This is a genomic window from Providencia sp. NPDC089933 (assembly GCF_049545585.1).
GTDB classification, from domain to species: Bacteria; Pseudomonadota; Gammaproteobacteria; order Enterobacterales; family Enterobacteriaceae; genus Providencia; species Providencia huashanensis.
Genome location: NZ_JBMWDT010000016.1, coordinates 74,396 through 98,518, shown reverse-complemented (window position 1 = coordinate 98,518; position 24,123 = coordinate 74,396). Strand labels below are relative to the sequence as shown.

23 protein-coding genes are annotated in these 24,123 nt (G+C 40.0%); 16 read left to right on the top strand and 7 right to left on the bottom strand.

Annotation, left to right across the window (positions count from 1 at the left end):
* The first annotated feature begins 452 nt into the window (after positions 1–452).
* Positions 453–1,145: a FadR/GntR family transcriptional regulator gene (locus ACPEH5_RS19250; protein WP_042846819.1), complete on the top strand. Its 693-nt coding sequence runs from the start codon at positions 453–455 to the stop codon at positions 1,143–1,145.
* 54 nt (positions 1,146–1,199) lie between these two features.
* Positions 1,200–2,603 (top strand): multidrug transporter subunit MdtD, encoded by a 1,404-nt coding sequence (gene mdtD / locus ACPEH5_RS19245; protein ID WP_042846818.1) that lies wholly within the window; start codon positions 1,200–1,202, stop codon positions 2,601–2,603.
* Here mdtD and rbsR read toward each other — a convergent pair.
* The 6 genes from rbsR to rbsD all read right to left on the bottom strand — a co-directional run bounded on the left by rbsR (position 2,600) and on the right by rbsD (position 8,429).
* Positions 2,600–3,601 carry a ribose operon transcriptional repressor RbsR gene (rbsR, locus tag ACPEH5_RS19240; RefSeq protein ID WP_164975540.1) on the bottom strand — a complete coding sequence of 334 codons (1,002 nt, stop codon included), beginning with the start codon at positions 3,599–3,601 and terminating at the stop codon, positions 2,600–2,602. The genes mdtD and rbsR overlap by 4 nt on opposite strands.
* Before the next feature lie 3 nt (positions 3,602–3,604).
* Positions 3,605–4,534: a ribokinase gene (gene rbsK / locus ACPEH5_RS19235; protein ID WP_042846817.1), complete on the bottom strand. Its 930-nt coding sequence runs from the start codon at positions 4,532–4,534 to the stop codon at positions 3,605–3,607.
* A gap of 85 nt (positions 4,535–4,619) precedes the next feature.
* Positions 4,620–5,510, bottom strand: coding sequence for a ribose ABC transporter substrate-binding protein RbsB (rbsB, locus tag ACPEH5_RS19230; protein ID WP_042846816.1), 891 nt, complete (start codon positions 5,508–5,510; stop codon positions 4,620–4,622).
* Between the two features lie 18 nt (positions 5,511–5,528).
* A complete protein-coding gene (rbsC, locus tag ACPEH5_RS19225; protein WP_042846815.1) occupies positions 5,529–6,491 on the bottom strand; it encodes a ribose ABC transporter permease in 963 nt (320 codons plus the stop codon).
* Positions 6,488–8,002, bottom strand: coding sequence for a ribose ABC transporter ATP-binding protein RbsA (gene rbsA / locus ACPEH5_RS19220; RefSeq protein ID WP_166686698.1), 1,515 nt, complete (start codon positions 8,000–8,002; stop codon positions 6,488–6,490). The genes rbsC and rbsA overlap by 4 nt, the downstream gene beginning before the upstream one ends.
* Before the next feature lie 7 nt (positions 8,003–8,009).
* Positions 8,010–8,429, bottom strand: coding sequence for a D-ribose pyranase (gene rbsD, locus ACPEH5_RS19215; RefSeq protein WP_042846813.1), 420 nt, complete (start codon positions 8,427–8,429; stop codon positions 8,010–8,012).
* A gap of 350 nt (positions 8,430–8,779) precedes the next feature.
* On the opposite strand from rbsD, the gene ACPEH5_RS19210 reads away from it, so the two are divergent.
* The 3 genes from ACPEH5_RS19210 to viaA all read left to right on the top strand — a co-directional run bounded on the left by ACPEH5_RS19210 (position 8,780) and on the right by viaA (position 13,389).
* Positions 8,780–10,174 (top strand): NAD-dependent succinate-semialdehyde dehydrogenase, encoded by a 1,395-nt coding sequence (locus ACPEH5_RS19210; RefSeq protein ID WP_281111265.1) that lies wholly within the window; start codon positions 8,780–8,782, stop codon positions 10,172–10,174.
* 237 nt (positions 10,175–10,411) lie between these two features.
* The gene (ravA, locus tag ACPEH5_RS19205; protein WP_071547557.1) at positions 10,412–11,929 is read left to right on the top strand and encodes an ATPase RavA; all 1,518 of its coding nucleotides are present in this window, start codon (positions 10,412–10,414) and stop codon (positions 11,927–11,929) included.
* Positions 11,930–11,931: 2 nt separating this feature from the next.
* Positions 11,932–13,389 (top strand): ATPase RavA stimulator ViaA, encoded by a 1,458-nt coding sequence (gene viaA, locus ACPEH5_RS19200; RefSeq protein WP_129467265.1) that lies wholly within the window; start codon positions 11,932–11,934, stop codon positions 13,387–13,389.
* Here viaA and asnA read toward each other — a convergent pair whose 3' ends face one another.
* Positions 13,390–14,382: an aspartate--ammonia ligase gene (gene asnA, locus ACPEH5_RS19195; protein WP_042846809.1), complete on the bottom strand. Its 993-nt coding sequence runs from the start codon at positions 14,380–14,382 to the stop codon at positions 13,390–13,392.
* A 162-nt stretch (positions 14,383–14,544) separates the two neighbouring features.
* Here asnA and asnC point away from each other — a divergent pair, with 162 nt between their 5' ends.
* From asnC to atpG, 11 genes are all read left to right on the top strand, one after another.
* Positions 14,545–15,006, top strand: coding sequence for a transcriptional regulator AsnC (gene asnC, locus ACPEH5_RS19190; protein ID WP_042846808.1), 462 nt, complete (start codon positions 14,545–14,547; stop codon positions 15,004–15,006).
* 92 nt (positions 15,007–15,098) lie between these two features.
* Positions 15,099–15,539, top strand: a complete 441-nt coding sequence (gene mioC / locus ACPEH5_RS19185) for an FMN-binding protein MioC (RefSeq protein WP_042846807.1) — start codon at positions 15,099–15,101, stop codon at positions 15,537–15,539.
* 377 nt (positions 15,540–15,916) lie between these two features.
* Entirely contained in the window at positions 15,917–17,806 is a 1,890-nt protein-coding gene (gene mnmG, locus ACPEH5_RS19180; RefSeq protein ID WP_042846806.1) for a tRNA uridine-5-carboxymethylaminomethyl(34) synthesis enzyme MnmG, read from the top strand.
* Positions 17,807–17,808: 2 nt separating this feature from the next.
* A complete protein-coding gene (rsmG, locus tag ACPEH5_RS19175; RefSeq protein WP_042846805.1) occupies positions 17,809–18,432 on the top strand; it encodes a 16S rRNA (guanine(527)-N(7))-methyltransferase RsmG in 624 nt (207 codons plus the stop codon).
* Between the two features lie 601 nt (positions 18,433–19,033).
* Positions 19,034–19,411: a F0F1 ATP synthase subunit I gene (gene atpI / locus ACPEH5_RS19170; protein ID WP_042846804.1), complete on the top strand. Its 378-nt coding sequence runs from the start codon at positions 19,034–19,036 to the stop codon at positions 19,409–19,411.
* Positions 19,412–19,444: 33 nt separating this feature from the next.
* Positions 19,445–20,263 carry a F0F1 ATP synthase subunit A gene (atpB, locus tag ACPEH5_RS19165; protein ID WP_048605636.1) on the top strand — a complete coding sequence of 273 codons (819 nt, stop codon included), beginning with the start codon at positions 19,445–19,447 and terminating at the stop codon, positions 20,261–20,263.
* 46 nt (positions 20,264–20,309) lie between these two features.
* Positions 20,310–20,549 carry a F0F1 ATP synthase subunit C gene (gene atpE / locus ACPEH5_RS19160; RefSeq protein ID WP_004093904.1) on the top strand — a complete coding sequence of 80 codons (240 nt, stop codon included), beginning with the start codon at positions 20,310–20,312 and terminating at the stop codon, positions 20,547–20,549.
* A 58-nt stretch (positions 20,550–20,607) separates the two neighbouring features.
* The gene (atpF, locus tag ACPEH5_RS19155; RefSeq protein WP_042846802.1) at positions 20,608–21,078 is read left to right on the top strand and encodes a F0F1 ATP synthase subunit B; all 471 of its coding nucleotides are present in this window, start codon (positions 20,608–20,610) and stop codon (positions 21,076–21,078) included.
* 12 nt (positions 21,079–21,090) lie between these two features.
* Complete coding sequence (gene atpH, locus ACPEH5_RS19150; RefSeq protein WP_042846801.1) at positions 21,091–21,624, top strand: F0F1 ATP synthase subunit delta; 534 nt, start codon at positions 21,091–21,093, stop codon at positions 21,622–21,624.
* Positions 21,625–21,638: 14 nt separating this feature from the next.
* Complete coding sequence (atpA, locus tag ACPEH5_RS19145; protein ID WP_042846800.1) at positions 21,639–23,180, top strand: F0F1 ATP synthase subunit alpha; 1,542 nt, start codon at positions 21,639–21,641, stop codon at positions 23,178–23,180.
* A gap of 55 nt (positions 23,181–23,235) precedes the next feature.
* On the top strand, positions 23,236–24,099 hold the full coding sequence (gene atpG, locus ACPEH5_RS19140; protein WP_042846799.1) for a F0F1 ATP synthase subunit gamma: 864 nt from the start codon (positions 23,236–23,238) through the stop codon (positions 24,097–24,099).
* Positions 24,100–24,123: the final 24 nt, after the last annotated feature.

Genomic DNA, 24,123 nt, shown 5'->3' with positions numbered 1-24,123 from the left:
GTCACTCTTCAAGACTTAAAATCAAATATTTTTTTGATAGTGTCCTGTGAGTGCCCACACAGATTGTCTGATAAATTGTTAAAGAGCGTTGCGACATTTCTTTTGGAAATTCGACTCGGTTTTTATTAACTTAGGTCGTTGTCGCGAGGTGACGTATATTACGTTTTTTATTTAGAAAGTCAAGCGTTTATTTTCAACTTTTTCTTTCTCACCTCTGTTATCACAAGGCTTCGAGGTTTTCTTCGAGCCGGTTTATCGTGACAACGGATGCGCATTATAGGGAGCCCAGAAAATCTAGCAAGTGTTTTTTTGTTTTTTTATTTTGTTCGCGTTTTTTTTAGCCAAAACAGGCTTTATAAGTTAAATAAGGTCTGTATATTGACTATTTCAGCAGCAATTATTCATTTACTCGCGTAATATAAGTATCTAAGAAATGCGTATTGAGATGAATTATGGAATTAAGTAAGCAACAAACTGCCTCACAGAAGAACCGCTCTTATATTATTGCAGAGAATCTTGGACAGTTAATTTTAAGCAGTACCTATTTACCTGACTCCATTTTACCCAATGAATTAGATTTATCAGAACAATTCCAAGCAAGCAGAACAGCAATAAGAGAAGCAATAAAAATACTCGCGGCAAAAGGAATGGTATTAGCCCGCCCTAAAATTGGTACTCGTGTGATGCCTTCTTCAAATTGGAATTTTTTGGACCAAGACCTTTTAAAGTGGTGGTCGAATAGCGAAGAACAGTCCGTTGTTATTAAACATTTTAAAGTTGTTCGTCTCGCAATTGAGCCCCAAGCTTGTTATCTTGCTGCATTACATGCAACACAAGAACAAAAACAATCTTTACAACTTTTAGCGAGTGAAATGCAATTACTAGCAAAAGAATTTGATAGAGAACGATGGATAAAAATTGACTACCATTTTCATTTAACTATCTATAAAGCTTGCGCTAACCCTTTTTTGATCTCTTTTGCTAATCTGTTTCGCTCTATCTATCAGCGTTATTTTGATGTAATCACTGATAATGAAGTAATTGAAGTTGATACACATCAACAGCTCGCGAATGCAATTATTGAAGGCAAAAGTGCAGATGCCCTTAATTTTTGCTATAGCTTATTAACGAATACTCAGAAATAAAACTAACGAGATAACTCACCGATTTTGGAATTCAATTTTTTAGATAGGTAACTGATGTTCAAGACAGCCAAAAATATGTCTGGTCTTCCATGGATTGCGGCCATGGCCTTTTTCATGCAAGCACTTGATGCCACTATTTTGAATACGGCTTTACCTGATATTGCCAAGAGCCTTCACCACTCCCCCCTTGCTATGCAATCAGCAGTAGTCAGTTACACATTAACTGTTGCCTTATTGATCCCTGTAAGTGGGTGGTTTGCCGATAGATTTGGGACACGGCGTGTTTTTATTTTAGCAGTTTCATTATTTTCTTTAGGTTCTTTATTGTGTGCACTTTCACCCTCCCTAGATTTTTTAGTAACGTCAAGGGTTATTCAAGGGGTTGGTGGGGCAATGATGATGCCAGTTGCACGTTTAGCGCTAATTAGAGCTTATCCACGTAGTGAATTATTGCCAATATTAAACTTTGTCACAATACCGGGGTTAGTTGGGCCAATATTAGGGCCTCTGCTAGGTGGTATATTAGTGACCTACGCCACATGGCATTGGATATTTATTATTAATATTCCTATTGGCGTTTTAGGTATTTTTTATGCGTTAAAACATATGCCTGATTTTAAAATGCCGAAGCGAAAATTTGATACCCTCGGTTTCTTATTGTTTGGATTCGGTTTAGTAATGCTATCTGTCAGCCTCGATTTCTTTGGTGATAAATCGCTACCTACATCTATACCAGTATCTCTTGTTGCAATTGGGTTTCTTTTCCTATTTCTTTATATTTTCCATGCAAGGCGAATTAAGCACGCCATTATTCCTTTAAATTTATTTAAAACTCGCACTTTTTCTATTGGTATCAGTGGGAATGTTGCAACTCGACTAGGTACTGGCAGTATTCCATTTCTAATGCCATTAATGCTACAAGTTGGTTTTGGCTATGAAGCTGTTGTTGCTGGTATGATGATGGCACCATTAGCGATTGGTTCAATCACAGCAAAATCCGCTGTTACAAAAATACTCACTAAATATGGGTACCGTAATACATTATTTGTTATCACCATCATTATTGGATTAATGATTGCTCAATTTTCCTTGCAGTCACCAAGTATGTCGATTTATCTGTTAATAGTCCCTTTATTCATTTTAGGTATGGTAATGTCTGTACAATTTACCGCAATGAATACGATATGTTTGGCTGACCTAACAGATAATAATGCAAGTGCGGGGAACAGTATGTTAGCCGTGACTCAACAGCTATCGATAAGTTTCGGTATTGCAGTGAGCGCAGCAATATTGAACTTCTATGGTGGACAGCCTAACAGCAATACCGTCGATAATTTCCATTATACCTTTATTACTGTCGGTGCTATCACCTTAATATCCGCTTTTGTCTTTTTATTATTAAGTAAGACTGATGGGGATAACTTAATAAAAAATAAAGCAAAAAAGGCTAAAAATTAGCATTTCCTGACCGATTGACGCTCAATAAGTTCAGGTGTTAATACTAAAACACTGGCATCTGCTTCAGGGTTATCCATACGATAAATAAGTTGGTCAACAGCCTGTTTGCCTAGTTTATCTTTTGGTTGATGGATCGTCGTCAATGGTGGGATCATATAAGGTGAAAGGTCGATATCATCATAACCAATGATTGAAATATCATCAGGCACTTTGATTCCTTTTTGGAATATAGCCTGATAAGCCCCAACAGCCATGGCATCATTCCCTGCAAAAATAGCTTGTGGAGGCGTTGATAACTCAAGCAGTTTATTCATTGATTCAAAACCACCAGCAAATTCGAAGTCACTGAAAATAATATAATCTTCATTAACTTCAATTTTAGCCTGTTCCATCGCTTGAATAAAACCTTGATAACGAGCCCTTGCTGGAGACTTATCTTGAGGCCCCGCAATACAGGCTATTCGGGTAAAACCCGAATCAATAAGATAACGGGTAGCAATTTCCCCCCCAAGAAATGAGTTATCTTGAATCACATCTCCTACTGAATCAAATGGTGACCAATCCATCATAACGGTCGGAACGCTAGGGTAGCGAGTAAACACATCCTTCGATGGGCCTTGAACTTCTGTACACATAATTAATAGCCCATCAACACGTTTTTGTAATAACGTTTCTAAGCTATGGTTCATACGTTGAAGGTCACCTTCAGTATTACATAAGATCAAACTATAACCGCGCTCGTAGCAACTACGTTCAACACCACGTACTACTTCTGCATAAAATGGGTTATTACTTGTTGTTAGTAACATCCCTATTGTATTAGTGCGATTCATTTTTAAGCTTCTAGCTAATGCTGAAGGGGCATAGTTTAGCTCTTCTATCGCATTTTTGACGCGCAGAGTTATACTTTCGCTAACATAGCGATTTTGATTAATCACGTGAGAGACTGTGGATGTCGACACCCCCGCTAAACGTGCCACATCTTTCATTGTTGCCACAAGCTAATCCTGTTGAGTCAAAAATTGTTCAATTTCTTTACGCCAAGGTACCGATGGCTGCGCGCCAGGACGAGTTACAGCAATTGCTGCGGCAGCATGAGCAAAAATAATTGCGTCTTCATCTGCCTTACCTTCCAATAGTGCAGTGACATAAGCCCCATTGAATGTATCACCTGCCGCAATAGTATCTACTGCTTTTACGTTAAATGCAGGAATTATTTTCCCTTGTGAGCCTTGTTCACTATACCAAACCCCTCTGGACCCTAGCGTTATCATCACTTTGCTGATCCCTTTTTCGTGCAACACCTGTGCAGCTGCTTGTGCTCCTTTATTATCATTAACAGCAATCCCTGTTAGATGCTCAGCTTCGGTTTCATTTGGTGTAATGATATCGACTAGTGTTAATAATGAATCTGGCAATGACTGGGCTGGTGCTGGATTTAAAATTACCTGTGTATTATTTTTATTGGCAATTTCAGCAGCCATTTGTACCGTATCAAGAGGTGACTCTAATTGCATTAAAACAGCATCAGCTTCGATAATTTTTTGTTGATAGCTAGCAAGCCTTTCTGTCGTCAATTGTGCATTTGCGCCTGCACTGATACCAATAATGTTTTCACCTTGTTGGTTCACATAAATCAATGCCACACCAGTAGTTTCATCTTGAATGGCATCAATACACTCAGTTTTAATATTATCCAAACTAAGCTGTTTTTTAATACTAGAACCAATGCCATCATCACCAACACAAGCAATAAAAGTTATGTCAGCACCGCTTCTACCCGCGGCGACAGCTTGATTTGCGCCTTTACCACCAAATGCAACTTGATAGTGATCACCCCTCACCGTTTCACCCGGCTGCGGAAATTGCTTAACATTTAATATATGATCAGCATTGATACTACCAAGAACCACTAGCTTTGCTGTAGCCATAACGTTTATTTCCTTTTTATTGTGACGTAATAACCCACAAACTAAATGAACCGCCGTTATAATAGTAAACGGCGGTTTTTATTTTTTATTGTTTTACCACTAATTCCAATTCAACTGGAACCGTAGATTCAACTTTTTCACCTTTTAAGACTTTATCCGCTATCTGTACTCCAACGATACCGATTTGGTCTGGGCGCTGTGCTATGGTTGCCCCTAATTTACCGCTTTCTACTGCTTTGATGCCATCATTAGTGCCATCAAACCCAACAACAAGAACATCAGAGTAACCAGCAGTTTGTAAAGCTCTTAAAGCACCTAGAGCCATTTCATCATTCTGAGCAAATACCGCTTGGACAGTAGGATGTGCCGTTAACAAGTTTTGCATGACGTTCAAGCCTTTTGTTCTATCAAAATCAGCAGGTTGGCTCGCCAGTAAATTAAATTTATGCTCTTTTGCTCCAGTATTAAAACCTTCACCACGCTCACGCGCTGCTGAAGTACCGGAAATCCCTTCTAATTGAATGACTTTTGCTTCATTACCCGTTTTTTTTGCGATATAGTCAGCCGCCATTTTCCCACCCATGCGGTTATCTGATGCCACATGGCTGACAACTTCACCTTTATTTGCTGCTCTATCTAATGTGATCACAGGAATGTTAGCTTTGTTAGCCATTAAAATAGAATTCCCGACCGCGTCTGAATCAGTTGGATTGATTAACATAAGTTTTGTGCCACGCACAGTTAGATCTTGTACGTTTGCCAACTCTTTAGCTGGGTTATCTTGAGAATCTAAGACGATCAATTCATACCCCAGTTTATCAGCTTCTTTTTGTGCGCTGTCTTTCATCGTCACAAAGAATGGATTGTTAAGTGTAGAAATAACTAATGCAATGCTATCTTTCGCCATCGCATTAACACTGACCGTTGCACTCAGTGCAACCGCAGATAATAGTGTTGCTAATTTATTCATCTTCATAATAATTTTCCTGTAGGGTTATTTTTTATTATCAACAAGTACCGCAAGTAAGATGACGACAGCTTTTACAATCATCTGATAGTTTGACGAAATACCTAATAAGTTTAAGCCATTATTTAGAAAACCAAGGATCAAGGCACCAATCAAGGTTCCGACAATGCGGCCTTTACCACCAGCAAGGCTGGTACCACCAAGAACAACCGCAGCAATGGCATCCAATTCATATCCATTACCCGCCATTGGTTGTGCTGATGATAAACGCGCAACTTCGATTACACTCGCCAATGCAGCTAACAAGCCACATAAGGCATAAACGATAATTTTAATGCGGTCGACGTTAATACCAGATAGGCGAGTTGCTGATTCATTCCCCCCTAATGCATAGATATAACGACCTAGACGTGTGTGATGCAACATGTACCATGCAGCCGCAAAAACAATGATCATTAACCAAACAGGGGTCGGAATGCCAAATGGACGCCCAATACCAAACCAACCAAATAAATCTGCGTTATCACTAAACCCTGTATTAATAGGGCTTCCGTCGGTGTACACGCGAGTAACCCCACGTAGTAATAACATCATGACTAGAGTTGCAATAAAAGCTTGAACTTTACCTTTTGCGACAATAACACCGGTACATGCGCCAATTGCAGCCCCCAATGCTAATGCACCAGCAACAGCGACTAAAGCATTTACATCAGTACTCACCATAGAAGCTGCCACAGCCCCAGTTAATGCTAATAATGAGCCGACAGACAGGTCAATTCCTGAGGTTAAAATGACCAATGTCATTCCAACAGCCATAATGGCATTCACAGAGGTTTGTTGTAAGATATTGAAAAAGTTATTAACCGTAAAAAAATTAGGGCTTAATGTCGATACGATCGCAATTAAAATTAATAGTGCTATTAATGATTTTTGCTCCATCAGCCATGCTTTGCTGAACCAGCGTTTTGATGATGCGGTAGTTGAACTCATGCTGATAACTCCTGAACTGAGCCATAATGTTTACCCACTGCAGCAGCCATTAAGGCTTCCTGAGTTGCGTCTTTGGCGGAAAACTCCCCACTGATATGACCTTCATGCATAACCAAAATACGGTCACTCATTCCAATCACTTCTGGCATTTCTGAAGAAACTAAAATGATACTCAGTCCTTCTTTCTTAAATTGGTTAATTAATTGATAAATTTCTTTTTTGGCTCCAACATCAACCCCGCGAGTTGGTTCATCAAGGATCAGGACTTTAGGTCGCGTCATTAACCCCCGAGCAATTGCCACTTTTTGCTGATTACCACCAGAAAGGTTGCCAATAATTTGGTTCATTGATGGCGTTTTAATATTGAATAATCGAATGAAATCACTGACAGTTTGTTGTTCTTCTTTATGTTTTAAACTACCACCTACGCGGCTAAAATAACGTAGTGCCGTCAATGACATATTTTCTTTCACTGACATGCCAAGTACTAAACCATCACGTTTGCGGTCTTCAGAAATATAGACAATGCCGTTATTTAGGCCATCTTGAGGAGTTCTTAATGTGACTTCCTTACCTTCAAGAGTAATAGTCCCTGTTTTCTTCGCTGCCGCGCCATAAATAATTTTCATCAATTCCGTGCGACCTGCCCCCATCAACCCTGAAACCCCTAAAATTTCACCACTTTTTAGACTAAAACTGGCATTAGTGACTCCGGGACCGGATATATTTTGCAACTGTAAGCGCACACTACCAGTAGGAACATCAACTCTCGGATACTGATCTTCTAGTTTTCGTCCTACCATCATTTCAATTAGCTTTTCTTCTTCTAATTCGCTAACAGGTTTTTCACCTATAAATTGGCCGTCACGAAAAACAGTTACATCATCGCAAATTTCAAAAATTTCTTTTAGCCGATGAGAAATGTACACAATGCCACAGCCTTGCGCTTTTAAGTCTTCAATAACTCTAAATAAAGAAGCTGTTTCTGTATCAGTTAAAGCATCGGTTGGCTCATCCATGATGATAACTTGGGATTGATAACTCAGAACCTTAGCTATTTCGACCATTTGCTGCTCACCAATAGAGAGCTCAGCAATAGTTTGGTGGCTGTTATAATCAAGATTAAGACGTTGAAGAAGTTTGTCTGATTCACTAAACATCTTTTTCCAGTCGATTTTGCCAAATACATTAACAAATTCTCGACCAAGAAAAATATTCTCCGCGATAGTTAATTCAGGAATAAGATTTAGCTCTTGGTGAATAATACCAATGCCTGCTTCTTGGGAGTTTTTAGGGCCATTAAATTTTACTTCTTTGCCTAGATAGCGGATTTTACCTGCATCTTTGCTATAGATACCGGTTAGTACTTTCATCATGGTTGATTTGCCAGCCCCATTTTCCCCCACCAGCGCCATGACTTTTCCAGGATAGACATTTAATGTCGCCCCATTAAGGGCTTTTACCCCTGGAAATGATTTATCGATTCCGATAAGTTCTAATAAAGGTTGCATAATCACCTCAGAAAGTCACACCAGAACAAAGAATAATGTTAGCGAACGGTGAACATTCTCCGGTGCGGATCACCGCTTTACTGTCATGAGTCAGTTGTTTAAAACGTTCATGGCTGCAATAGATAATTTCAATCGTATTATTTTGAGTGACTTCTAGCTGTTGTAAGTGAGCTAAAATAGCATCTTCCATTTGTGGGTTATTGGTACTAATTTCCTCAGCTAGAATGGCTTTTTCGACTTGCATCTCTTGAGTAATAACACTTAAAACTGACATGAAATCGGGTAAGCCTTGAGTAATGGCTAAATCAATACGCTCAGTTCCTTGAGAAATAGGCAAACCAGCATCAGCAAGCGTTATTTGGTCCGTATGACCTAACTTGGCAATTACAGAGGTCACGTTGGCATTAAGTAAAACACCCTTTTTCATTTTTCACCGCCATTCTAGTAAGCGAAACGTTTCGCTCATGTAATCATAGTAAAGATGAGTCACAACTCAATATTGATGGTTAATATTTGTGATCAACATCGAAACGTTTCGTTAGCGTTAAAAAAATAAAAAATGATAACTAATTGAATAGCTTAAGCTGAATCGTTTCTATTGATTCATAAATAAACATAAAAAAAAACATTCAAAAACAATTAAAAATTGTTTACACAAATTTTTTGATGAAAAATGCCATTTAAATTCATTTTAAACTCATTTTATGGTGACATATCAAATGTAATTTAAGATAGGTTGAATTATTTATCTTTAACCGTTGCGATAAGGAATAAAAAATGAATATGACATCATCAATAAAATCAGTTAATCCAGCAACAAATAAAGTAGAAAAGATTTATCAAGAAATGAGTGCGGAGGAAGTCGATACAATACTCAGCAAAGCAGATAACGCCTACCTGACTTGGAAAAAAAGCTCATTTACAGAGCGAGCAGTAATTTTACATAACATAGCAAAATCTATGCGAGATAAAAAAGAGCTTCTCGGAAAAATCTGTACAACAGAAATGGGAAAACTATTAAGTGAATCGATAAGCGAAGTCGAATTATGCGCAAATATTTTTGACTACTATGCGAATGAAGGAAGCCGTTTATTAGCGGATAAAGAAATTGATGTTAAACACGGAAAAGCCTTCTTAACTTATGAACCTATCGGGGTACTCCTGACTGTTCAACCATGGAATTTTCCATTTTATCAAATAACTCGAACAGCTGCTGCTAATCTAATGGCAGGGAATACCATTGTTTTAAAGCATGCTTCAAATATTCCCCAATGCGCTGAAATAATGGAAAAAATATTTATTGAAGCAGGCCTACCGGATGGCGTTTACAACAATTTATTCATTCCTGGCTCAAAAGTTTCAGCTCTTGTTTCAGATGAACGAGTCAAAGCCGTATCTTTAACAGGAAGTAAACCTGCTGGTTCCAATTTTGCCTCTGAAGCAAGCAAAGTAATAAAAAAATCAACACTTGAGCTAGGAGGGAGTGATGCTTTTATTGTGCTAGCTGATGCAGATATTGATAGTGCGGTTGCGACAGCGACTGCTGGCCGTCTATGGAATGCAGGGCAAGTTTGTGTTTCACCAAAACGTATTATTGTATTAGAAAACGTTGCGAAAGAATTTATCGCAAAAGCAAAAGCAATCTATGAAAAAATTATTGTGGGTGACCCAATGGACCCAGCTACGCAACTCGCCCCATTAAGTAGCGAAGGAGCAGTAAACGACGTTATTAATCAAGTTGAAGTGGCTGTAAAAGAGGGCGCAACACTGGTATTTGGCGGTAAGCGATTAGATCGTGAAGGGGCGTTTATGCAACCCACAATATTGACAGATATAAAACCGAATATGAAAGCTTATCATGAAGAAATATTCGGCCCAGTACTTTGTATTTATGCTGTAAAAAATATAGATGAAGCCATTCAATTAGCTAACGCGACTGAATTCGGTTTAGGTGGAACTGTCTTTGGTAAGAATGAAGCGGAAGCAATAAAAGTGGCTCGCCAAATAGTCACAGGGATGGTTTATATCAATCATACGACAGGAATTGCCCCTGAGCTCCCCTTCGGTGGAACTAAGCTTTCTGGTTATGGTCGAGAACAATCACTTGCGGGCATTCGTGAGTTTGTGAATGAAAAATTAATTCGAGTTACCACGCCAGATGCACCTTATTAATAATTATTAATCCTCAGCGCGGGCTCATAGTTTTATACTCATGAGCCCACCCAGTCCAAATCAGCTCTCTTTCGATTAAGATTTTCTCGCCTTAATACAGCTACACACGATTTAAATCAAATAACACAAAAGAAAAATGACAAATTTGATTGCACTGTTTATAAAAGGACGGATAACCTAAGAATTAAGCGTAACTACAACATTATTGAATTTTGTTATTCAATGAAAGGAATATCGATGCAATTATCTGAACGGATAGCTCAACTTAGCAATTACCTTGAAAGCGGTTTATATGAACGCCAGCAGGCTATTCGTTTATGTTTATTAGCCACATTAAGTGGGGAAAGTGTTTTTCTCTTAGGCCCTCCAGGTATTGCAAAAAGCTTGATAGCGAGACGAATGAAATTTGCTTTTCGCCATGCAAATGCGTTTGAATACTTAATGACACGTTTTTCGACTCCCGAAGAAATATTTGGCCCACTATCAATACAGGCACTAAAAGATGAAGGGCGCTACCAACGGCTAACTAAAGGCTATTTACCTGATGCTGAAGTTGTCTTTCTTGATGAGATTTGGAAAGCCGGCCCCGCTATTTTAAATACTTTGCTAACGGCAGTAAATGAACGCAAGTTTCGTAATGGTGACGAAGAAAAACGTATTCCGATGCGGCTATTAGTTACCGCTTCTAATGAACTTCCTGATGCAGATAGTAGCCTAGAAGCACTATTTGACCGTATGTTAGTGCGTATTTGGTTAGATAAACTACAAGAAAAACAAAATTTCCGCGCACTTCTAACTGGAAAATCATCCTTAGATGAAGCACAAGTACCTGAACATTTAAAAATCAGTGATGAAGAATACCAACAGTGGCAACAAGAAATACCGAAAATTACGCTACCCGATCACTGTTTTGAGCTTATTTATCAACTACGTCAACAATTAGATGCAACAGATAAGCAAGTTTATGTTTCTGACAGGCGATGGAAAAAAGCGGTTTATCTACTGCAAGCAAGTGCATTTTTCAATGGTAGAAGTAGTGTATCCCCCCTTGATATTGTGCTACTAAAAGATTGCCTATGGCACGATATGCAATCCATGAACACCTTGCCTAAATTATTGCAATCTCTACTGCAAGAGGATGGCTGGCAACAACGTAAATTAATGCACGAAATAGAGCTAACTTACCAACAATGGATGTCATCAACCCAAGATCAAAACAACCAAGACGCATTTAAAGTAAATAAAAACAATGCAATGTTTGCTCGCAAAGCCTCATATGTACTCCCAGAGAATATTGCTGAAGGGCGTATTACGCTATTTTTACATCGCCCATTGCAGTTACATAATATGAAAGTCACCTTTGTGACAACGGATAAAAAATCCCTGATAAACTTTTTAAATAAAGGAACAACGTTATCAGCTCACCTCAACGGAATTGGTTTTGCCCAAGAATTGGCCGCAGAGATTAATAATTTAAACCAAATTCAATTATTAGATGTGAGTCACCAATCATCGACTTTATATCTACAGGATAAAACAGCAAGTAACATACCTACGATAAATAACCAAGAATGGTTAGATAAGTTGGATAAAATTCAAAATGATATCCAAACAGCTCGCTATCAATTTGAAAAACAGCAACCAAATTTATTTATCGAGCCCCATTGGATAGCAGATATAGAACAAAGCTTTATTAACGTATCCGAGAGACTCATCCAACTACGCAACCAAATCACGGGTAAAGTGGCTGAATAATTATGATGAGTTTAGCCACACTCGAAATGCTACTTTCGGTTAATGAAGGTCAATTAATTGAAGAGATCATTATTTCTCTTCTCGCTACCCCACAATTGGCCGTATTTTTCGAAAAACACCCACGTTTGAAAAAAGCCTTACTAAAAGATTTATCCAGTTGGAAAAAAGATCTCAAACAAAGGATGAAAGATGCACTCGTCCCTTTACAGCTTTCTGAAGAGTTTGAGTTGTATCGCCAGTCATTAGGAATTTCCACTGATGCTTTTTTTACCCAACTCCCTACTGTAATTGAAAAGCTTCATCAACTTGATTCCCCTTTTTATCGTGAAGCTTATCAGTTACAGAGTGGCAAAATAGAAAACCGTGGTGCAAGACAATCACTGTTTGTCCAAAGATGGCGTATTAGCTTAATTTTTCAAGTTACGACTCTTCATAAAGAACTGTTGGAGCAAGAAAAAGAACAGTTGCTGGCGGAATTACAGCGTCGGCTAGCGTTAAGTGGAAATTTAGAAGATATACTCGGTGAAAATGAGCGAGCAGCAGGCCGCTTATGGGATCTAAGCAAAGGGGCCAATATGACCTCAGCTTATAATGACCAATTGTTAAATCGTTATAGTGAGTTTTTACGCCAACAACCTGAACTGGAAAAAATAGCCCAATTGTTAGGCCGCAGCCAAACAGCCCAAGCCATTCCAGATGATAGCGTCATACTTGAACCAATGACTATCATGGAAAAAGTCCCTGAAACTGTCCCCGAACAAGTTAATGGTTTAAATCAAAGCGATGATATTTTACGGTTATTACCCGCGGAATTAGCCATGTTAGGACTTGAAGATATAGAGTTTGAGTTTTATCGCAAATTGCTTGAAAAACAACTTTTGACTTATCGTTTACAAGGTGAGAGTTGGCAAGAAAGAAAAATACTTCGGCCAATCACACATCATCATAACGAAGAGCAACCAAGAGGACCATTCGTTGTATGTATCGATACCTCTGGTTCAATGGGGGGGTTAAATGAACGATGTGCCAAAGCCTTTTGCCTTGCCCTGATGAAAATTGCGCTGGCAGATAACCGGTCATGCCATGTCATGTTATTCTCCACTGAAATAGTGCACTACGATTTATTATCTGCCGATGGCTTAGATCAATGTATTCGTTTTTTACATCAGACCTTTAAAGGTGGGACCGATCTCGCCGCTTGTTTGCAAGAAACAGCAATAAAATTGGAGTCAAAACAGTGGGCTGATGCAGATGCAGTGGTAATTTCTGATTTTGTGGCTCAACGTTTGCCCGATGAATTAATTCAGAAGATTAAATCAATGCAGAAGATGGGGAAATACCGCTTCCATGCGGTATCCGTATCAAATTATGGGAAACCCAGCATCATGAAAATTTTTGACCATATTTGGCGCTTTGATACTGGGTTAAAAAGCAGGCTACTACGCCGCTTTAATCGCTAATTACAGCATACCTTCAACTGACTCTTGCATTTCTTCGCCCCACACGCCACATTGTACTTGGCCAATGTGTTGACGTTGCAGAAGCAACATCACTAAACGTGATTGACCAATGCCACCCCCAATAGTTTGCGGCATTTCACCTTTCACTAACGCTTGATGCCACTCTAATTCCATACGCTTTTCATCATTTGTCAGGCCTAATTGGTATGTCAAGCACTCAGGACTTACACGAATACCCATAGAGGACAGCTCAAAAGCATCTTGTAATACTGGGTTCCATACAATGATGTCACCGTTTAAACCACAAAAACCATCTTCATTTTTTGTCGTCCAGTCATCATAGTCTGGTGCACGTACATCATGTGATTCACCGCTCGATAACTTACCGCCGATACCAATCAAGAATACAGCACCCAGTTCTTTCGCGATAGCGCGCTCACGACCTTTAGCGTCTAAGTCAGGGTAACGCTGTAGTAACTCTTCACTGTGGATAAAGTGAATTTGGTCTGGCAGGAACGGTGCCAAACCAAATTCTTTACTTACGGCAGCTTCTGTTTCTTTTATTGCCTTATAGATTTTACCCACTGTCTGTTTCAGATAAGGAAGAGTACGCTCCTCATCTGCCATCACTTTTTCCCAATCCCACTGATCAACATAGACAGAGTGGATAGGGGTTAAGCGATCCTCGTCCGGACGCAACGCTTTCATATGTGTATATAAACCTTGGCCTTTACTAAAACCAAAACGACCGAGCGTTTTACGTTTCCATTTAGCCAATGAGTGAACGACTTCGAAGGTTGCACCTGGAATTGATTTCACTTTTACTTGAACGGCTTTTTCACTACCGGATAAGTTATCTTGTGTACCATCACCTAAACGGCTCAGGATTGGGCCTTGAACCTCAATTAAGCCTAATTCCTTTTCAAGTAAACGTGAGAAATATGATTTAACAAAACTAATTTGTTGCTGATGTTCGATGAATGACTTGTCCATAATTTTGTACCCATAATTTGATTGCTGTATTAGCTGATGTATAGATTAAGCAACAAAATGAGGTATAAATTCAATATACTTCATTAAAAAAAGCCATTGGCGTTTATTTTAATCAAAAAAAAGGGTATAAAAATGAATAATCGTTAAAATGGAGGTGAAATAATGCCTGAAAATTATCAAATCGATAATCTCGATCGTGACATACTTCACGAATTAATGGGAAATGCACGTACACCATATGCGGAATTAGCAAAAAAATTCTCTGTTAGCCCAGGTACAATTCATGTTCGCGTAGAGAAAATGAAGCAAGCTGGAATCATTCAAGGAACTCGTATCGATATCAGCCCAAAACGGTTAGGTTTTGATGTCTGCTGTTTTATTGGCATCATTTTAAAAAGTGCTAAAGATTACCCAACAGCACTAAAAAAACTGGATGCCTTAGAAGAAGTGGTTGAGGTTTATTACACAACTGGGCAATACAGCATTTTTATCAAAGTCATGTGCAAGTCAATTGATGCGTTACAAGACGTACTTATCAACAAAATTCAAACGATTGATGAAATACAATCCACCGAAACGTTGATCTCCTTACAGAACCCAATCTTGCGAACAATTAGCCCTTAGAAAAAAAAATTATATAACAACATTATCCACAGGTAGATCCCAGCTCATTCACAGCGTACAATAGCCAGCAATTATCGTGAAAGAGAATCACCATGACAAAAGTAACCTTAATAAGTGGCAGTACAATGGGCAGTGCAGAATATGTTGCAGAGCATATGGCTGAGATTTTGGACGAATTAGGTTATGAAACAGAAATTCAACATGGTCCTAGTCTTGATGACTTAACACTTGAAGGGTTATGGCTGGTGGTTAGCTCTACACATGGTGCAGGTGATTTACCAGAAAACATTCAGCCTTTATTTGAAAGCATACAAAAAGAATCCCCAGATCTAAGTAAAGTTAAATTTGGTGCAGTCGGGATCGGTAGTTCCGAGTATGACATTTTTTGTGGTGCGATCCACAAACTTGATTCGTTATTAAGCGAAAAAGGGGCAAAAAGGATCGGTGAATGTTTTGAAATTGATGTCCAGCAACACGAAATACCTGAAGATCCCGCGGGGGAATGGGTTAAAATTTGGGCAAACGAACTATGATTTGGTTATTAAACCAGCAGTCAGCTGTGGATAACTCAGGGAAGATCACGGTATTAACCGGTAGTTATCCATAGTATAAGTTTTAGGTCGACCACTGCCTGTGTATAAGTCACCTTTTTGATCCCAGCTTATACGCAATAGGATCACGGATCATTCACAGTATATGATCCTTTACACTTTTATGATCTTTAAAGTGAAAATCCACTTATCCACAGAAACGAGCGATCCTAATAATAGATCTAATAAAGAGATCTTTAAATAAAAAGATCTTAATACTATATAAGGGAGATACCTAAAACTTGGTGTCTTCCTAAAACTTGAGTAGAATCCTCTCCTCAAATGCACAGTCAGCATTTTCTAACGTTTAAGGTTCACACATGTTTTATCCAGAGCAATTTGACGTCATCGTAATTGGTGGTGGTCATGCCGGTACTGAAGCAGCAATGGCAGCTGCACGTATGGGGCGTCAAACCCTATTACTGACTCACAATATTGATACATTGGGCCAGATGTCTTGCAACCCAGCCATTGGTGGGATCGGTAAGGGACATCTGGTTAGAGAAATTGATGCCCTTGGTGGTTTAATGGCAACTGCAACTGACAAAGCCGGCATTCAATTTAGAACATTAAATGCCAGTAAAGGGCCGGCAGTACGTGCAACTCGTGCACAAGCAGACCGCGTTCTTTATCGACAAGCAGTTAGAACCGCTTTAGAAAATCAACCAAACTTAATGATTTTCCAACAACCTGTTGAAGACTTAATTGTTGAAAATAATCAAGTCACAGGCGCTGTTACCCGCATGGGCTTAAAATTTAAAGCAAAAGCAGTGGTATTAACGGTAGGGACTTTTCTTGATGGAAAAATTCATATAGGTTTAGAAAACTACAGTGGTGGTCGTGCTGGTGACCCGCCATCAGTTTCCCTTTCTCAACGTTTAAGGGAATTGCCATTACGAGTTAACCGCTTAAAAACGGGAACTCCACCACGTATTGATGCAAGAACCATCGATTTCACCCAGTTAGCACAACAACTAGGTGATAATCCTATGCCTGTTTTTTCATTCCTAGGCTCACAGGATCAACATCCACAACAGATGCCTTGTTACATCACTTACACCAATGAAAAAACCCATGATGTGATCAGAAATAACCTTGATCGTAGCCCAATGTACGCAGGGATCATCGAAGGTATAGGCCCGCGTTATTGCCCATCGATCGAAGATAAAGTGATGCGCTTTGCAGACAAAGACTCACATCAGATCTTCTTAGAACCCGAAGGCTTAACCAGCAACGAAATCTATCCAAATGGTATATCCACCAGCTTACCATTTGATGTCCAAATGCAAATAGTTCATTCCATGAAAGGAATGGAAAATGCAAGGATCATTCGCCCTGGTTATGCTATTGAGTATGATTTCTTTGACCCTAGAGATCTCAAACAAACTCTAGAAAGTAAATTTATTAATGGCCTGTTCTTTGCTGGTCAAATTAATGGCACAACAGGTTATGAAGAAGCTGGTGCTCAAGGGCTACTAGCAGGCCTTAATGCTGCACAATATGCCTTTGGGTTAGAAGGTTGGTTCCCTCGTCGTGACCAAGCCTATATTGGGGTTTTAGTCGATGACCTGTGTACTTTGGGGACTAAAGAACCTTACCGCATGTTCACTTCACGTGCAGAATACCGTTTGATGCTGCGTGAAGACAATGCAGATTTACGTTTAACTGAAAAAGGGCGTGAACTAGGGTTAGTTGATGACGTTCGCTGGGCTCATTTTAATAACAAAGTTGAATTGATTGAAAAAGAGCGTCAACGCTTAAAAGATATTTGGGTTCATCCAAAATCTGATAACCATGCAGAAATCGACGCAATTTTAACGGTACCAATATCAAAAGAAGCTAACGGGGAAGATTTACTACGTCGCCCTGAAATGACCTATAAAATGTTAACCTCACTTAACCTTTTTGCTCCAGGTATTGATGATCCTCAAGCTGCCGATCAGGTTGAAATACAGGTTAAATATGAAGGTTATATCGCTCGTCAAAAAGAAGAGATCGAAAGACAGCTACGGAATGAAAACACGATATTACCTATTGACCTTGATTACAAACAAGTCAAAGGGTTATCTAACGAAGTAATGGCTAAACTGAACGACCATAAACCAACATCCATAGGCCAAGCTTCACGTATTTCAGGTATTACCCCGGCTGCAATCTCTATTTTACTTGTTTGGCTTAAAAAACAAGGCATGTTACGCCGGAGCGCATAAAAATGGATTTATTATCAAAACTTAACCAATTGTTAGCAAAAGCGGATATCAACCTAACAGATAAACAAAAACAGCAATTAATTGGTTACGTTGAGTTATTAGTTAAATGGAACAAAGCCTATAATCTAACTTCTGTACGTGACCCGCAACAGATGCTGATTCGCCATATTATGGATAGCATAGTGGTGAACGGTCAACTCAACGGGACCACGTTTATCGATGTAGGAACAGGTCCTGGCTTACCAGGGGTTCCTTTAGCTATTGTTCGACCTGAGTCCCACTTTGTTTTATTAGACAGCTTAGGGAAGCGCATACGCTTTTTAAAACAGGTTCAACACGAACTTGGTTTGACGAATATCGAACCGATTCAATCTCGTGTTGAAGAATACCCAGTTGGGTCTGGTTTTGATGGGGTTATCAGTCGAGCTTTCGCATCATTGGATGATATGTTGAGCTGGTGTCACCATTTACCCTCCCCGACAGGGCATTTTTATGCGCTCAAAGGTATGATCCATAATGACGAAATCACCTCATTACCTGAGCAGTTTAAGGTTGAATCAATCATTGAACTGGAAGTTCCTGAACTTGATGAACAACGCCATTTAGTTAAAATATCTATAAAATAAAGTTGCTTCTCGTCAAAAAAATTTATCATTTAGAGCGATAGCCGAAGGTTTAAAAAACTGACGGCTATTATTATTTTTAACGGGGTAGTTAACACTCGAATTTTACGTACTGTTTACACGGCAATAACGAATAAGTTTCCAAAACAGCGTTTTGAAAGTAAATATGGGGTTAATTGCCAATTTTTACTTAATCGATTTAGCTTGATAGTTAGTTAATATTGAAATATTTGCTTTATAGCGGCAGTTTTTTGTTCAAAAATTGAATTCTTTAATTATTTGATTTACAGATTAATTCTATTTTTTCTTACGAAGAAAATTGAATGAATAAATAAAGCGAATAATACGAAGTGTGATATTGATCACGTTTAACTGTAAGTATGTAGCAAATCATTAACTATTTATTAATTATTACTGCGACAATTCTGCGCTAACTCGAAAAAATTAAATATTTATTCACCTTTTCGCTACTTACTGATTGAATTCATTTCGCCTGCCCGTATAATTTGCTCGTTTTTGTCTCTTGACACATTTAAGCAAAGGCAGTTTTATACAACACTTAGCGTTTCTGAGGCTGAGAAGAGCTGGGAGTATCAAAAAAGTTATGTCTGTATCCCTTTATGACAACAAGCATGCTGCAAAGCAGTTGTCTGTTCAGTTTATAACTTTAGTGATCCTCAGTGGGGCTTTCTGTGCAAATAGTATAGAATGGGGGGCCTCTGCTCTTGCTGGTGGGTTAGCATGCTGGTTACCAAATATCGTATTTATGCTGCTAGCACAATTTCAGAAAGCAAAGGAAGAGGATGAACCTGTCCGCATTGCCTGGTTCTTAGCATTAGGAGCAGGGCTAAAGGTTGTTACAACTATCGTTGTTTTAGTTGTTGCTTTCGGTGTGTTCAAAGCGTCATTAACACCACTGGGTTTGACCTATTTAGCGGTGCTAATTGTTCAGATTGTTGCACCAGCCGTTTTTAAACGGTAAGTATTTTTAAACTACAAAAGGGTAAGAGGCATCATGTCTGCATCAGGAGAAGTGATGACTACAGAGGATTACATAGGCCACCATCTGAGAAACCTTCAGTTGGACCTGAGTACCTTTAAGTTGGTCGATCCCCACGCTAGTCCAACATTTTGGACGTTGAACATTGACTCGCTTTTTTTCTCAGTAGTTCTCGGGGCTTTGTTCCTGTGGCTATTTAGAAAAGTTGCAGCCAATGCGACTAGTGGCGTACCCGGTAAGTTACAGACTGCAATAGAACTGATCATTGGTTTCGTTGATAACTCAGTCCGTGATATGTATCACGGAAAGAGCAAAGTTATTGCTCCTTTAGCATTAACTGTGTTCGTCTGGGTATTCTTAATGAACCTGATGGATTTACTCCCAATTGATTTCCTTCCGTATATTGCTGAGCATTATCTCGGGTTACCTGCATTACGTGCAGTACCAACCGCTGATGTTAGTGTCACCTTATCGATGGCTATTGGTGTGTTTATCCTAATCCTCTTTTACAGTATTAAGATGAAAGGAATTGGCGGATTTACGAAAGAGCTCACTATGCAGCCTTTCAACCATCCTGTTTTTATTCCTGTTAACTTGATTCTTGAAGGGGTAAGCCTGCTGTCAAAACCTGTATCACTCGGTCTGCGACTGTTTGGTAACATGTATGCAGGTGAATTGATCTTTATTCTTATCGCGGCTCTGCTTCCGTGGTGGTCACAGTGGTTGTTAAGCCTACCTTGGGCTATCTTCCACATACTGATTATTACGCTACAAGCCTTTATTTTTATGGTTCTGACTGTTGTCTATCTGTCGATGGCATCTGAAGAGCACTAATTTAATTATCAATAATTGTATTAACTGAAACAAACTGGAGACTGTCATGGAAAACCTGAGTATGGATCTGCTGTACATGGCTGCCGCTGTGATGATGGGCTTAGCGGCGATCGGTGCTGCGATCGGTATCGGCATCCTAGGTGGTAAATTTTTAGAAGGTGCTGCTCGTCAGCCAGATTTAATTCCTCTGCTGCGTACACAGTTCTTTATCGTAATGGGTCTGGTCGATGCTATTCCGATGATTGCTGTTGGTCTGGGCTTGTATGTAATGTTCGCTGTTGCTTAATTAACGTTACGGAACACTTTAAGAACATTAATTCACTAATGAATAAGAGGTATTGTCTGTGAATCTAAATGCAACAATCCTCGGCCAGGCTATCGCGTTTGTCCTGTTTGTTTGGTTCTGTATGAAGTATGTATGGCCACCGATTATGGCGGCCATTGAAAAACGTCAAAAAGAAATTGCTGACGGTTTATCTTCCGCAGAACGTGCTAAAAAGAACCTGGAACTGGCGCAAACCGACGCAACCGACCGACTGAAAAAAGCGAAAGCTGAAGCACAAGTCATCATTGAGCAAGCGAATAAACAACGCACTCAAATGATTGATGAAGCAAAAGCAGAAGCAGAAGCAGAACGTGCAAAAATCGTCGCACAAGCGCAAGCTGAAATTGATGCTGAGCGTAAACGTGCACGTGAAGAGTTACGTAAACAGGTTGCGATGCTTGCTATCGCAGGTGCCGAGAAGATCATTGAACGTTCCGTGGATGAAGCTGCTAACAGCGACATCGTTGATAAACTAGTCGCTGAACTGTAAGGAGGGAGGGGCATGTCTGAAATTGCTACTGTAGCTCGCCCCTACGCCAAAGCAGCTTTTGACTTTGCTGTGGAAAACCAATCTGTTGAAAAATGGCAGAATATGCTGGGCTTCATCTCAATGGTGTCGCGTAATGAACAGGTTGGTGAGCTGCTTTCTGGTTCTATTGCACCAGAAACATTAGCTAAAACGTTTATCTCTGTTTGTGGAGATGAAATTGACGAGCATGTTCAAAACTTGATTCGTGTTATGGCAGATAATGGGCGTTTAACTACGCTACCAGAAGTATTAACGCAATTTATTCAATTACGTGATGCTCTGGAATCAACGATTGAAGTTGATGTACTTTCTGCAAACGAGTTGAGTGAACAGCAGTCAGCTAAAATTTCTGCAGCGATGGAAAAACGTCTGTCACGCAAAGTTAAGCTGAATTGCAAAATTGATAAGTCTGTTATTGCTGGAGTGATCATTCGTGCTGGAGACCTCGTCATTGACGGTAGTATCCGCGGTCGCTTAGAGCGTTTAACTGACGTCTTGCAGTCTTAAGGGGACTGGAGCATATGCAACTGAATTCCACCGAAATCAGCGAACTGATCAAACAGCGTATTGCTCAGTTCGATGTTGTGAGTGAAGCTCACAATGAAGGTACGATTGTATCCGTTAATGACGGTATCATTCGTATTCACGGTTTAGCCGAAGTCATGCAGGGTGAAATGATCGCGCTGCCAGGCAACCGTTACGCCATCGCATTGAACTTAGAGCGTGACTCTGTTGGTGCGGTTGTTATGGGTCCTTATGCCGACTTGGCAGAAGGCATGAAAGTAAAATGTACTGGTCGTATTCTTGAAGTTCCAGTAGGCCGTGGCCTACTTGGACGTGTCGTGAATACACTGGGTCAACCAATTGATGGTAAAGGCCCTGTTGAGAATGATGGCTTCTCTCCAATTGAAGTTATTGCTCCAGGTGTTATCGAACGTCAATCCGTTGATCAGCCTGTACAAACTGGTTATAAATCAGTCGATGCGATGATTCCAATCGGCCGTGGTCAGCGTGAGCTTATCATCGGTGACCGCCAGACAGGTAAAACTGCTCTAGCGATCGACGCAATCATTAACCAGCGTGATTCTGGTATCAAATGTGTTTATGTCGCTATCGGTCAGAAAGCATCTACAATTTCTAACGTAGTACGTAAACTCGAAGAACACGGCGCTCTGGAAAACACCATTGTTGTTGTTGCGACTGCATCTGAATCAGCAGCTCTGCAATACCTTTCCGCATACTCTGGATGCGCAATGGGTGAATACTTCCGTGACCGTGGTGAAGATGCACTGATCGTTTACGATGACCTATCTAAACAGGCTGTCGCATACCGTCAAATTTCGCTGTTGCTGCGTCGTCCACCAGGACGTGAAGCATACCCAGGTGATGTTTTCTATCTGCATTCACGTTTACTTGAGCGTGCAGCTCGTGTTAACGCTGAATACGTTGAAAACTTTACTAAAGGTGAAGTTAAAGGCAAAACAGGTTCATTGACGGCTCTGCCTATCATTGAAACTCAAGGCGGTGACGTTTCTGCATTCGTACCGACTAACGTAATTTCGATTACAGATGGTCAGATCTTCCTGGAATCTAACCTGTTTAACTCTGGTATTCGTCCAGCGGTTAACCCAGGTATTTCAGTATCTCGTGTTGGTGGTGCTGCTCAGACTAAAATTATCAAGAAATTGTCTGGTGGTATTCGTACAGCACTGGCTCAGTATCGTGAACTGGCAGCGTTTGCTCAGTTTGCTTCCGACCTTGATGATGCGACTCGTAAACAGTTAAGTCATGGTCAGAAAGTAACTGAATTGCTGAAACAGAAACAATATGCACCGATGTCAGTAGCAGAGCAGTCATTGTCTCTGTTTGCGGCAGAACGTGGATTCTTGGATGATGTTGAGTTAGCGAAAATTGGTGCATTCGAAACAGCATTAGTTTCATATGCACTGCGTGAGCATGCTGACCTTATGAATGAAATCGGCCAGGCTGGTAACTATAACGATGATATCGAAGGTAAGTTGAAAAAACTGCTCGAATCATTTAAAGCAACTCAGTCCTGGTAATACTATTCGGCCCGTGAGTTTTTATGGGCCGTCTGGTTAATAAGGAGAAGCAGTAATGGCCGGCGCAAAAGAGATACGTTCCAAGATTGCCAGCGTGCAAAACACGCAGAAGATCACTAAAGCGATGGAAATGGTCGCTGCGTCCAAAATGCGTAAATCGCAAGAACGCATGGCGGCTAGCCGTCCTTATGCGGAGACCATGCGCAGTGTTATTGGTCACCTAGCGTTAGGTAATCTGGAATATAAACATCCATATCTCGAAGAGCGTGAAGTTAAGCGCGTAGGGTATTTGGTTGTTTCAACAGACCGTGGTCTGTGTGGTGGTTTGAACATTAACCTGTTCAAAAAACTCCTTGCAGATATGAAATCATGGTCTGAGAAAAATGTTCAGGTTGATTTGGCTTTAATCGGCTCTAAAGCGGTTTCATTCTTTGGTTCTGTTGGCGGCAATGTCGTTACACAAGTAACCGGAATGGGGGATAACCCAACGCTTTCAGATTTGATTGGTCCAGTTAACTCTATGCTACAAGCCTATGATGAAGGGCGTTTGGATAAACTGTATGTGGTGACTAACAAGTTCATCAATACAATGTCTCAGGAGCCAACTATTCTTCAATTATTGCCATTGCCTGCAAGCAATGATGAAACATTGAAGAAGAAATCTTGGGATTATATATACGAACCCGATCCTAAGGCGTTGCTGGATACCCTGCTACGTCGTTATATCGAGTCGCAGGTTTATCAGGGCGTCGTTGAAAACCTGGCTAGTGAGCAGGCCGCACGAATGGTAGCGATGAAAGCCGCTACTGATAATGGTGGTAACCTGATCAAAGAGTTGCAGTTGGTTTACAACAAAGCTCGTCAGGCCAGCATTACTCAGGAGCTTACCGAAATTGTTTCGGGTGCTTCCGCGGTTTAACAGCTAGGTTTACGAATTACGTAG